Source organism: Mesorhizobium sp. M7A.F.Ca.CA.003.01.2.1 (genome assembly GCF_003998945.1).
In the GTDB taxonomy this organism is placed as follows: Bacteria; Pseudomonadota; Alphaproteobacteria; order Rhizobiales; family Rhizobiaceae; genus Mesorhizobium; species Mesorhizobium ciceri.
The window spans coordinates 1-10,756 of sequence record NZ_RZRA01000058.1 but is presented as its reverse complement, the minus strand read 5'-3'; the positions used below and the strand labels follow the sequence as shown (position 1 = coordinate 10,756).

The window sequence follows — 10,756 nt, the reverse complement described above, 5'->3', positions numbered from 1 at the left end:
GTTGTAGAGAGCGCCGGATACCACCAGCCAGTCCGGCAGGTCGAGCGTGCGAGCCCGCGCCACCGCGTCGCATAACAGCGGGTCGGCAGACACGATGGCGAGAAACGCCGCGCGCTGTTCTTCAAGGGGAAGGCCGGAATACCGCAGATGGTCCATCGCCCTTTGGAGGGCGATTCGCCATCTGCTCGCAAGTTTTTTAGCCCCGCAGAACGCCCCCGGTCTGCTTGCCGACATTCTCGATGATGCGCTTGGCCAGTGCCTCGAAATCCTCGTCGGTGAGCGTCTTTTCGACCGGCTGGATCGACACTTCGATGGCAATCGATTTTTTGCCCTCGCCCAGCGAAGCGCCTTCGAAAATATCGAAGACCGAGACGGCGGTGATGAGCTTCTTGTCGGCGGCGAGCGCTGCGCGCACCAGCGTGCCGGCCTCGACCGACTTGTCGACGACGAAAGCGAAATCGCGCTTGACCGCCTGGAAGGGCGACAGTTCCAGTTTCGGCTTGGTTTTCGTCGGCTTGGCCTTCGGTTCAGGCACGCCATCGACGAAGACCTCGAAGCCGCACAGCGGGCCGGAAACATCGAGGCCCTCCAGCGTCTTCGGATGGAATTCACCGAAAGTGCCGAGTACGGTTTTCGGGCCGAGCTTGATCGTGCCGGAACGGCCGGGATGATACCAGGCCGGGCCGCGGGCCTCGATCTGCAGCCGGTCGACAGGCGCACCGCAGGCTTCAAGTGCGGCGATCGCATCGGCCTTGGCGTCGAACACGCCGACTGGACCGGAATTGCCGGCCCAGTTGCGGCCGGAACCGTCGAGCTTGGCGGTGCCGCGGCGCACGCCGGCGGCGACGCGCCGCTGCTGGTCGGCGCCGTCGCCCTCATAGGTACCCGACACTTCGAACAGCGCCACGTCGCCAATACCCTTGTCGGCATTGCGCTGGGCAGCCGCGATCAGCCCCGGCAGCAGCGAGGGCCGCATGTCGGACATATCGGCGGCGATCGGGTTGGCAAGCTTCAGCGCGGTCTGGCCGCCGCCGAACAGCTCGGCATGCTTGGCCGGAATGAACGACCAGGTAACGGCTTCCATCATGCCGCGCACGGCAAGCGCGCGCTTGGCCGTGCGGGTACGGACCTGCAGCGTGGTGAGGATCTTTGCATTGACCGCGTCATGCGCACCGAGCGGCTGCGGCGCGATGTTGTCGACACCGTGGATGCGCATGACCTCCTCGACCAGGTCTGCCTTGCCATCGACGTCGGGGCGCCAGGACGGCACGGCGACATCGACGACATCGCCCGAGCCCTCCGGCTTGAAGCCGAGGCGCGACAGGATGTCGAGGCTTTCCGCGCTGGGAACCTCGATGCCGGTCAGCCGCTTCACTTCCGAAAGCGGGAAGGAAACGATCTTCGGCGTGTGACCGGCATAACCGACGACCTCCATTTCGGTCGGCGTGCCGCCGCAGAAATCGAGCACCAGTTTCGTCGCCAGTTCGACGCCCGGAACCATGAATTCGGGGTCGACGCCGCGCTCGAAACGGTAGCGCGCGTCGGTAATGATGCCGAGCGTGCGGCCGGTGCGCGCCGTGGTGATCGGATCCCAAAGGGCGGATTCGATCAGCACATCTGAGGTGTTCTCGTCGCAGCCCGAATGCTCGCCGCCCATGACGCCGGCGATCGACTCGACGCCGTTGTCATCTGCGATGACGCACATTTCCGGCGTCAGCGTGTATTCGCGGCCGTCGAGCGCCTGCACCTTTTCACCATCGCGCGCGCGGCGCACGACGAGATTGCCGGCAACCTTGCTGGCGTCGAACACATGCAGCGGGCGGCCGCGGTCGAAGGTGACGTAGTTGGTGATGTCGACCAGTGCGCTGATGGGTCTCAGCCCAATGGCGATCAGCCGCTGCTGCAGCCATTTTGGCGAGGGTCCATTCTTGACGCCCTTGACCAAGTTGAGCGCGAAGCCGGGGCAAAGCTCCGGCGCTTCGATCGTCACCTTGATCGGACACATGCCATTGCCGACATGCGGCATGATGGCGCCGCCGACGAGGCGGCCAAGCCCGCTCGCCGCCAGATCCCTGGCGATGCCGTAGACGCTGGTGGCATCCGGCCGGTTCGGCGTCAAGTTGATCTCGATGACCGGATCGTCGATGTGCGCATAGGCGGCGAAGCTGGTGCCGACCGGCGCATCCTCAGGCAGGTCGATGATGCCATTGTGTTCGTCGGACAGCTCCAGCTCGCGCTCGGAACACATCATGCCGTGGCTTTCGACGCCCCTGATCTTGCCGACCGTCAGCGTTACGTCGATGCCGGGCACATAGGTGCCGGGCGCGGCAAAGGCGCCGATCAGGCCCGCGCGAGCGTTTGGCGCGCCGCAAACGACCTGCACCGGAGGCTTGCCGTCGCCGGTGTCGACGGTCAGCACGCGCAGCCGGTCGGCATCGGGATGCTGAACCGCCGTCAGCACCCTGGCGATGACGAATGGTTTCAGGCTCGACTTGTCGTCGACATGCTCGACTTCGAGACCGATCGAAGTCAGCCGCTCGACGATCTCGTCGAGCGTGGCGTCGGTCTCGAGGTGGTCCTTGAGCCAGGAGAGGGTGAATTTCATGGGACTGTTCCGTCTGGTCTTTTGACGCTTGATTTCAGATGTCTCGGCAGGTCGTCGGACATATGCAGGAAGGCAAGCTGCTCGCCGATATAGGCATGCAGCGTCGGCTGGAAATCGGCCGGCATGTCCATGGCGCCGAGCATGAAGTAGATGTCTTCTTCCAGCCGCTCGTCGACATAGGCGATGGGTGAGCCGCAGGTGCCGCAGAAAGAGCGCGTCACCGGGCCGTTCTCATACATCTTCAGCGCCTTGCCGGTGAACGCGACCTGATCGACCAGGAAGCCGACAAAGGCCGACACCGGCGCGCCGCTGGCCCGCCGGCAATCGCCGCAATGGCAGTAGCTGACGTGATGCGGTTCGGCAGAGGCCTCGAACCGCACGGCGCCGCAGCGGCAGCCGCCGGCATAGGGCGCTGTCATGCGCTCAGGCCTCCGAACAAAGTCGGCATGTCGAGCGGCCGGAAGCCGTAGTGCGACAGCCAGCGCACGTCTGCATCGAAGAAGGCGCGCAGGTCCGGCATGCCGTATTTCAGCATGGCGATGCGGTCTATGCCCATGCCCCAGGCAAAGCCCTGATATTCGTCCGGATCGAGACCGCCATGGCGCAGCACATTGGGATGCACCATGCCGCAGCCGAGGATCTCCATCCAGTCGGAGCCTTCGCCGAAGCGCACCTCGCCGGGCCGCGAGCGATCGCACTGGATGTCCACCTCGAGGCTTGGCTCGGTGAACGGGAAGAAGGACGGCCGGAAGCGCATCTTAACCTGCGGCACCTCGAAGAAGGCCTTGCAGAACTCCTCCAGCACCCACTTCATGTTGGCGACGTTGGCTGTCTTGTCGATCACCAGCCCCTCGACCTGATGGAACATCGGCGAGTGGGTGGCGTCCGAATCCTGCCGGTACGTCTTGCCAGGAATGACGATGCGGATCGGCGGCTTCTTCGTTTCCATGGTGCGGATCTGCACCGGCGAAGTGTGCGTGCGCAAAAGCTTGCGCTCGCCCTTCTCGTCCGGCTGGAAGAAGAAGGTGTCGTGCATCTCGCGCGCCGGGTGGCCTTCGGGAAAATTCAGCGCGGTGAAATTGTAATAGTCGGTCTCGATATCGGGACCTTCCGCGATGGAGAAACCGAGATCGCCGAAGATCGCGGCAATCTCGTCGATGACTTGGCTGATCGGATGGATACGGCCGCGCTCGGCCGGCGACTGCCGCACCGGCAACGTCACGTCGACCTTTTCGGCGGCGAGGCGGGCGGTGATCGCCACATCCTTGAGCTCAGCCTTGCGGGCAGTCAGCGCGTCGGTGACGCGGTTCTTGAGGCCGTTGATGGCCGGGCCTTTGATCTGGCGCTCCTCGGCGGTCATGGCGCCAAGTGTCTTCAGCATCTCGGACACGCTGCCCTTCTTACCGAAAGCAGCGATGCGCACGGCCTCGATGGCCGGCTCATCGGCGGCCGAGGCGATCTCGGCCAGAAGTGAGTTTTCAAGCGTATCCAGGCCAGTGGTTGCGTCGTTCACGGTCAAACTCGCTGCGTTGGGAGGTCGGCCTCAAAGTGAAAGTCACTCCTAAAGTGAAATCACTCCAAGGATCAGGCAAAAGAAAAACCCGCGCCAGCCGTGCCAGCGCGGGTTCCCCAAATCAGAATTGCGAATGCTTGGGAAGCGCTGGTCTTAGGCGACAGCGCTTTCAAAAGCGTTCGGCGTGGTGTTCTTCAGATATTCGAGCGCCACCTTGGCCTTGGCGACCAGGGCCGCGAAAGCCTGCGGCTCGTGGATGGCCATGTCCGACAGGATCTTGCGATCGATCTCGATGCCCGACTTGTTGAGGCCGTCGATGAAGCGGCCATAGGTCAGGCCATGCTCGTGGGTCGCGGCGTTGATGCGCTGGATCCACAGCGCGCGGAAGGAGCGCTTGCGGTTCTTGCGGTCGCGGTAAGCGTATTGCAGCGACTTTTCCACCGCCTGCTTGGCGATGCGGATGGTGTTCTTGCGGCGGCCGTAGAAGCCTTTCGCGGCTTTCAGGACCTTCTTGTGCTTGGCGTGCGAAGTGACGCCTCTTTTTACGCGTGCCATGTCATGATCTCCTTAAAAGCAATTCCAGGAAAAGTGCCTTGCGGTTTTCCGTTCGGAATTGCGTAAAACAAATGCGTGTCCGGACCGAATGCCTTAGAGGCCGTTCGGCAGAAAATTCTTGATGACCTTCTTGCCATCCGGTTCAGCCAGAACCATCGTGCCGCGGGCATTTCGAATGAACTTGTTGGAACGCTTGATCATGCCGTGACGCTTGCCGGCCGCAGCCGACAGGACTTTACCCGTACCTGTGATCTTGAACCGCTTCTTGGCGGCCGATTTGGTCTTCATCTTGGGCATTTTGCTACTCCGTATTGTTGGCGCACTATCGCGCTTCTTGTTCGCTTCAGGCCGACCAAAGCCCGAAAAGCAAATGAAACCGCCACGGCATGCCCTGCCGGGCGGTTTTCTTGAACGGCGGTGCTATACGTCAAAGACGGCCCGCGCGCAACACCTGTGGAGATGCGGCGCTGTGTCCTCGTCAGGGCAGCGTGAACCAGACCGGCAACATGCCTGACAGCTGGGCGCCGTCGATCAATTCGAAGGCCGGCAGCGCGATCAGAAACACCAGGCCGTCGAGCAGCGTGGTCAACAGCAGGCGCGGCTTGAAGTTTCCGGTATCGCCCTCCTGGTAGAGCGACAGTTTCGGGAAGAAGCGCGGCACCCGCGCCAGATAGGCCTGATACGGCGCGCCGAGCGCTTCCTTGAGGAACTTCTCCTCGCGCAGGATGACGATATGGAACGCCCCCGCGCACAAAAGCCCGAAGAGGATGATACCGGAGAACGAACCGATCTGCGCGCCGACACCGGCTGCGGCTACGGTCGAGAACACATAGAGCGGGTTGCGGGTGATCGAGTAAGGCCCGCCAGTCACCACCTCGGACGATTTGCGCCCGCCTATGTAGAGTGTCGCCCAAAGGCGGCCCACGATGCCGAGGAAAATCAGCAGCACGCCGAACATTTCGATCGTCTCGTGCACGGCTGTGTCGGGCGGAAACGTCGATTGGCCAAATAGCAATGCTGCAAACAGCACGACCACGAGAACGGCAAGCACTATGCGGCGCATATGCTGGTAATTGCCCAGCCCGCGTTTGAAGTCCACGTCCGAAACCTTGACTTCATCGACCATAGTGAATCCGATCGTCAGGAATTTTGCCGGCGATCGCAGCGTCTGAACAAGAAGAAGGCGTCCCGCCGATCGCCGGGACGCCTTGCGATGTGATTCAGGCGGATTTAAGCGCGATGGCCAAGCCTGACGTCATCGTGATCCTAGATACGCGCCGATGCAGATCTTAGCGCGGCGACAGCACCATCATCATCTGGCGGCCTTCGAGCTTCGGTTCCGCTTCGACCTTGGCAATCGTCGCCACTTCCTCGCGGACCTTGTTCAGAAGCTGCATGCCGAGTTCCATATGCGCCATCTCGCGGCCACGGAAGCGCAGCGTCAGCTTGACCTTGTCGCCTTCCTCGAAGAAGCGGCGAACCGCCTTCATCTTGGTCTCGTAGTCATGGCTGTCGATGTTCGGGCGCATCTTGATCTCCTTGATCTCGATGACCTTCTGGTTCTTGCGCGCCTCGGCCGCCTTCTTCTGGTTGGCGTATTTCAACTTGCCGAGATCAAGGATCTTGACGACGGGGGGCACCGCGTTGGGCGATATCTCGACGAGATCGAGCCCGGCCTCTTCGGCCAGCAGCAATGCGTCGTTGATGGAAACATCGCCGCGGTTCTGGCCTTCGGCGTCGATAAGCTGGACCCGGGGAACCCGGATGTCACGGTTGGAGCGCGGGCCATCCTTGGTCGGCGCCGCTGCTTTGAAAGGTCTGCGAATGGTCGTGGTCTCCTTGGCCGTTTCGTTCAGGATTTGTCAGTGTTGATGCATGGACGCGCCAATGTGGTGAGCGCGCGGGCGGAGTCAATAGCACAGCATTGACAGAAAATCACCCTGATCGCTGTCCTGCACCAAACAAAGAACATAGTGAGCACTTTTCGCCACGCCACCGACCGTGCCACAAGAATCCCGCGCCAGAAGAGGGCCTGAGGAAAAAGCCATGACCGCAACGCCCCCCGTCTTTATGGATGTCGATGGATCGCGCATCGCGGTGCGCCATACTGCTGGCTCTGCGCCCGGCATCGTCTGGCTCGGCGGCTACAAGTCGGACATGCTGGGCGCGAAGGCGCAGACGCTGTCGGACTGGGCGGCAAAAGAAGGCCGCGCCTTTCTGCGCCACGATTATTCCGGCCATGGCGAATCCGGCGGCGCCTTTGCCGACGGCACGATTTCGACATGGCTTGCACAAAGCCTTGCCGTGTTCCGGCATTTCACCAAGGGCAAACAGATCCTGGTCGGCTCCTCGATGGGCGCCTGGATCGCGCTGCGCATGGTGCAGGAATTGCGCGAGGCTGATGACAGCAACGTCGCCGGCCTGGTGCTGCTGGCGCCGGCACCGGATTTTACCGCTGAACTGATCGAACCGGTGCTGACCAAGGCGCAGAAGCGCGATCTCGCCAAAAAAGGTTTCTTCGAAGAGCCGTCGGACTATTCCACGGAACCCTACATCTACACCCGCGCCCTGATCGAGGACGGGCGCGACAACCTGACAATGACAGGCCCGATCGACACCCATTGCCCGGTGCATATCCTGCAGGGCCTGGCCGATGCGGATGTGCCGGCAAGCCATGCACTGAAGCTGGTCAGCCTGCTGCCCGCCGACGACGTGACCCTGTCGCTGATCCCTGACGGCGACCATCGCCTGTCGCGACCGCAGGATCTCGACATGCTGGTGCGGGCCGTCGATGCGATGGCGCAGAGGGGAAACTGATGCGCCTTTCCATTCCGATATCCGCCTTCGTCGCGGCGATCGTCGGCTTCGGCGGCACGCTGGCCATCGTCATCGCCGCCGCCAACGCAGTCGGCGCGACGCAGATCGAGACGGCAAGCTGGGTGACGACGATCTGCCTGGCCATGGCGATCGAGAGCCTGTGGCTGTCATGGCGCACGAAAATGCCAGTCATCACCGCCTGGTCGACGCCGGGCCTGGCGCTGATCGCGGCATCGAGCGGCTTTTCGATGGGTGAGGCCGTCGCCGCCTTCATCGTCACCGGCGTCCTTCTGATCGCCACCGGGCTGTTTCGGCCCCTGACGAAGCTGATCTCGAGAATACCGCCTTCCGTCGCCTCGGGCATGCTGGCCGGTATCGTCGTCACCTTCGCGCTCAATGCGGTGAAGACCATTCCCATCGACCCGTGGCTGATCCTGCCGCTGATTGCAGCCTTCTTCGTCATCCGCCTGTTCAACCCGGCGCTGTCGGTGCTGGCGGTGCTGATCGGCGGTGGCCTCGCCGCTTTCCTCACCGGCCGTGTCGGCGGCCTGCCGACACCGGAACTGTCGACGCTGACGCTGATTGCGCCTGATTTCACCGCCAAGGCGGTGATCGGGCTGGCACTGCCGCTCTATCTCGTCACCATGGCTTCGCAGAACCTGTCCGGCCTCGCCGTGCTGCGCGCCGCCGGCTACCATCCGGAGCCCGGCCCGCTGATCGGCGTCACCGGCCTGTTTTCGCTGCTGTCGGCGCCGTTCGGCGGCTCGACCACCAATCTGGCGGCGATCTCGGCGGCGATCTGCACCGGGCCGGACGTCCACCCCGACCCCGCCGAGCGCTGGAAGACCGGGCCGTTCTATGCGCTCGCCTATCTCATCTTTGCGATTTTCGGCGCTTCGCTGGTGGCGATCTTCGCGGTGCTGCCACAGAGCCTGATCGTACTGGTGGCGGGCCTGGCGCTGATGGCGTCGCTCGCCAACGCGCTTTCTATCGCGCTGAAGGAAGAGGCGGATCGCATGGCTGCCACCGTCACCTTTGTCGTCACCGCGTCGGGTCTGACGCTGTTCGGCGTTGGCGCCGCATTCTGGGGCCTGATTGCCGGGCTGGTCGTGCTTTTCCTCGAAATGATCAAAAAGCGATAAACATTTCAGATGCTTGTCCGGATTTGGCGGACATTGTCTTGAATCGCCGTTTTTCTCTTCCCATTTCGATTCCACGCAGCCGGGTTTGGCTGTCTCCAACCGAAGGAATGGGAGAAAATGAACACATCCGCATTGATCCGTCCGGCCTGGACGCCGGCAACCATCGCGTTGATGGTTGTGGGTTTCATGGTGTTCTGGCCACTCGGCTTCGCCATGCTCGCCTACATCATCTGGGGCGACCGCCTCGATGGCTTCAAGCGTGACGTCAACCGCGCGACCGACGGCATCTTCGCCGGTTGCCGCCGCGGTTCCGACAAGGCCGCGCGCTGGGGCAATGGTTCCGCCCGCACCGGCAACGTCGCTTTCGACGACTGGCGCGAAAAGGAACTTGAGCGGCTGAACGAAGAGCGCCGCAAGCTCGACGAGATGCTGACCCAGTTCGACGAATACGCCCGCGAATTGCGCCGCGCCAAGGACCAGGACGAGTTCGACCGCTTCATGGCCAACCGCAACAAGTCGACGGCGCCGACGAAGACCGATCCGAGCACCGGAACGACGACCACCAAGCGTGGCAAGGGTTCGAACCTGCTTGACGACTGAGATCCGGCGACTGGTCACATCGTGAAAAAACGGCGTCGCGCGAGCGGCGCCGTTTCTTTTTTGTTCTAGTCGTTTTTCTCGAATCGCGTATCGTCCCCCCATGACTCTCGGCTTCTTTCGCAATCTGGCAAAGCCCAAGCCCACGCCTGTCGTGGAGCGCGAATATTGCGTCGCCGGCCGCACGCTGCCGCTCAAGATCGTCGAGAGCGCCAGGGCGCGCCGAATGACGCTGCGTATCGATTCAGGCGGCCAGGGTCTGCGCATCACCGTGCCGCCAGGCCTGCGCCGCGGCGAAGTGGACAGGTTCCTCGAGCGGCATCAGGACTGGCTGGAGCAGCGACTGGCCAAGGTGCCGACGCGGCCGCAGGTGCGGCCCGGCATCAGGATCCCGGTGCGCGGCGTGCCGCACCGCATCGTCCATGAACCGTCAAAGCGCGGCACCGTCACCGTGTCGCGCGACGAACGTGGTCCGCTCTTGATCGTGCATGGCGACCGCATACATCTGCCGCGCCGCCTCGCCGATTTCCTCAAGCGCGAGGCCAAGAAGGAAATCGAGAAGCTGGTGGCCAAGCACACCGAGGCGCTTGGCAAGCGCGCCAAGGCGATCCGCTTCAAGGACACGTCAAGCCGCTGGGGGTCATGCACCTCCGAAGGCAATCTGTCCTTTTCCTGGCGCATCATGATGGCGCCGTCGCCGGTCATCAACTATCTCGTCGCGCATGAAGTGGCGCATCTCAAGGAGATGAACCACGGCCCGAAATTCTGGAAACTGTGCGAAAAGCTCTGCCCCGACACCGATCGCTGCAAGGACTGGCTGAAGCGCAATGGCGGTGCGCTGCAAGCGATCATGTTCGAGTAGATCGCTCAATCGTCGTTGGCGGCGTTCAAGTCTTCGGGCCGCAACCCCTCATCGCCATGATGCGGCCACGGCAGGAAATTGCCGTCGAACTCATCGCCGCCGAAATAGTCGAGCGCGCGGTGCGCCTCGGCGCCATTGAAGGCGGCCTTGTCGATCAGGTGCGCGATGACCTCGCGCGCCTGCGCAATCTTCTGCCTGAGTTCGGCTACGGTTCTGTCGGCCATGATCGTGCTCCCGCCTTGCGTCCTGTCCATCCATAGGTAGCGCCTTTGGCCGTGCCGGCAAACAGCATGCTTTTTCTCGACTCTTATCGCTTTTCATGCCAATTCCCGCGCCATGGCACTCGACATCAAAATCTGCGGCTTGAAGACCGACGCGGCAATGGCCGCGGCGCTGGCCGGCGGCGCCAGCCATGTCGGGTTTATCTTCTTCGCCAAAAGCCCGCGCTATGTCGAACCTGCCGAGGCTGGCCGTCTGCGCGAGGCCGCGCGCGGCAAGGCGATGGCGGTTGCCGTCACCGTCGATGCCGGCGACGCCTTCCTGGATGAAATCGTTGCCAAAATGCAGCCCGACATGCTGCAGCTGCACGGCGCGGAAACGCCCGAGCGCGTCGCCGAGGTCAAAGCCCGCTATGGCCTGCCGGTGATGAAGGCGCTGCCGCTCAG

General features: G+C 62.7%; 12 protein-coding genes and 2 pseudogenes. 5 read left to right on the top strand and 9 right to left on the bottom strand.

Going from position 1 to position 10,756, the window contains the following annotated elements:
• From EN969_RS35830 to infC, 8 genes and pseudogenes are all read right to left on the bottom strand, one after another.
• A pseudogene (locus EN969_RS35830) lies at positions 1–156 on the bottom strand (nucleotidyltransferase family protein); the annotation flags it as partial.
• Positions 157–196: 40 nt separating this feature from the next.
• On the bottom strand, positions 197–2,605 hold the full coding sequence (pheT, locus tag EN969_RS04590; protein ID WP_063169790.1) for a phenylalanine--tRNA ligase subunit beta: 2,409 nt from the start codon (positions 2,603–2,605) through the stop codon (positions 197–199).
• Positions 2,602–3,024 carry a GFA family protein gene (locus EN969_RS04585; RefSeq protein WP_013528308.1) on the bottom strand — a complete coding sequence of 141 codons (423 nt, stop codon included), beginning with the start codon at positions 3,022–3,024 and terminating at the stop codon, positions 2,602–2,604. The genes pheT and EN969_RS04585 overlap by 4 nt, the downstream gene beginning before the upstream one ends.
• Entirely contained in the window at positions 3,021–4,118 is a 1,098-nt protein-coding gene (pheS, locus tag EN969_RS04580) for a phenylalanine--tRNA ligase subunit alpha (RefSeq protein WP_013528309.1), read from the bottom strand. The genes EN969_RS04585 and pheS overlap by 4 nt, the downstream gene beginning before the upstream one ends.
• A gap of 153 nt (positions 4,119–4,271) precedes the next feature.
• Complete coding sequence (gene rplT, locus EN969_RS04575; RefSeq protein ID WP_013528310.1) at positions 4,272–4,673, bottom strand: 50S ribosomal protein L20; 402 nt, start codon at positions 4,671–4,673, stop codon at positions 4,272–4,274.
• A 93-nt stretch (positions 4,674–4,766) separates the two neighbouring features.
• Positions 4,767–4,970 carry a 50S ribosomal protein L35 gene (gene rpmI / locus EN969_RS04570; protein ID WP_006201248.1) on the bottom strand — a complete coding sequence of 68 codons (204 nt, stop codon included), beginning with the start codon at positions 4,968–4,970 and terminating at the stop codon, positions 4,767–4,769.
• 181 nt (positions 4,971–5,151) lie between these two features.
• Complete coding sequence (locus EN969_RS04565; protein ID WP_063169789.1) at positions 5,152–5,799, bottom strand: isoprenylcysteine carboxylmethyltransferase family protein; 648 nt, start codon at positions 5,797–5,799, stop codon at positions 5,152–5,154.
• A gap of 163 nt (positions 5,800–5,962) precedes the next feature.
• Positions 5,963–6,499 (bottom strand): translation initiation factor IF-3, encoded by a 537-nt coding sequence (gene infC, locus EN969_RS04560; protein WP_013528312.1) that lies wholly within the window; start codon positions 6,497–6,499, stop codon positions 5,963–5,965.
• 220 nt (positions 6,500–6,719) lie between these two features.
• Here infC and EN969_RS04555 point away from each other — a divergent pair, with 220 nt between their 5' ends.
• From EN969_RS04555 to EN969_RS04540, 4 genes are all read left to right on the top strand, one after another.
• A complete protein-coding gene (locus EN969_RS04555) occupies positions 6,720–7,490 on the top strand; it encodes an alpha/beta hydrolase (RefSeq protein ID WP_063169788.1) in 771 nt (256 codons plus the stop codon).
• Positions 7,490–8,632, top strand: coding sequence for a benzoate/H(+) symporter BenE family transporter (locus tag EN969_RS04550; RefSeq protein WP_127419001.1), 1,143 nt, complete (start codon positions 7,490–7,492; stop codon positions 8,630–8,632). Before EN969_RS04555 ends, EN969_RS04550 begins: the two co-directional genes overlap by 1 nt.
• A gap of 117 nt (positions 8,633–8,749) precedes the next feature.
• Positions 8,750–9,232 carry a DUF2852 domain-containing protein gene (locus EN969_RS04545; protein WP_063169787.1) on the top strand — a complete coding sequence of 161 codons (483 nt, stop codon included), beginning with the start codon at positions 8,750–8,752 and terminating at the stop codon, positions 9,230–9,232.
• Between the two features lie 100 nt (positions 9,233–9,332).
• A complete protein-coding gene (locus tag EN969_RS04540) occupies positions 9,333–10,091 on the top strand; it encodes a M48 family metallopeptidase (protein WP_063169786.1) in 759 nt (252 codons plus the stop codon).
• 5 nt (positions 10,092–10,096) lie between these two features.
• Here the strand turns inward: EN969_RS04540 and EN969_RS04535 are convergent, their stop codons facing one another.
• Complete coding sequence (locus EN969_RS04535) at positions 10,097–10,315, bottom strand: hypothetical protein (protein ID WP_013528317.1); 219 nt, start codon at positions 10,313–10,315, stop codon at positions 10,097–10,099.
• Between the two features lie 112 nt (positions 10,316–10,427).
• On the opposite strand from EN969_RS04535, the pseudogene EN969_RS04530 reads away from it, so the two are divergent.
• Positions 10,428–10,756: pseudogene (locus tag EN969_RS04530) on the top strand (N-(5'-phosphoribosyl)anthranilate isomerase); the annotation flags it as partial.

Excerpts from the sequence above, each read along its gene's own strand:
- pheT (WP_063169790.1), bottom strand. The coding sequence starts at position 2,605 with ATGAAATTCACCCTCTCCTGGCTCAAGGACCACCTCGAGACCGACGCC.
- EN969_RS04585 (WP_013528308.1), bottom strand. The coding sequence starts at position 3,024 with ATGACAGCGCCCTATGCCGGCGGCTGCCGCTGCGGCGCCGTGCGGTTC.
- rplT (WP_013528310.1), bottom strand. The coding sequence starts at position 4,673 with ATGGCACGCGTAAAAAGAGGCGTCACTTCGCACGCCAAGCACAAGAAG.
- rpmI (WP_006201248.1), bottom strand. The coding sequence starts at position 4,970 with ATGCCCAAGATGAAGACCAAATCGGCCGCCAAGAAGCGGTTCAAGATC.
- EN969_RS04565 (WP_063169789.1), bottom strand. The coding sequence starts at position 5,799 with ATGGTCGATGAAGTCAAGGTTTCGGACGTGGACTTCAAACGCGGGCTG.
- EN969_RS04555 (WP_063169788.1), top strand. The coding sequence starts at position 6,720 with ATGACCGCAACGCCCCCCGTCTTTATGGATGTCGATGGATCGCGCATC.
- EN969_RS04550 (WP_127419001.1), top strand. The coding sequence starts at position 7,490 with ATGCGCCTTTCCATTCCGATATCCGCCTTCGTCGCGGCGATCGTCGGC.
- EN969_RS04545 (WP_063169787.1), top strand. The coding sequence starts at position 8,750 with ATGAACACATCCGCATTGATCCGTCCGGCCTGGACGCCGGCAACCATC.
- EN969_RS04540 (WP_063169786.1), top strand. The coding sequence starts at position 9,333 with ATGACTCTCGGCTTCTTTCGCAATCTGGCAAAGCCCAAGCCCACGCCT.
- EN969_RS04535 (WP_013528317.1), bottom strand. The coding sequence starts at position 10,315 with ATGGCCGACAGAACCGTAGCCGAACTCAGGCAGAAGATTGCGCAGGCG.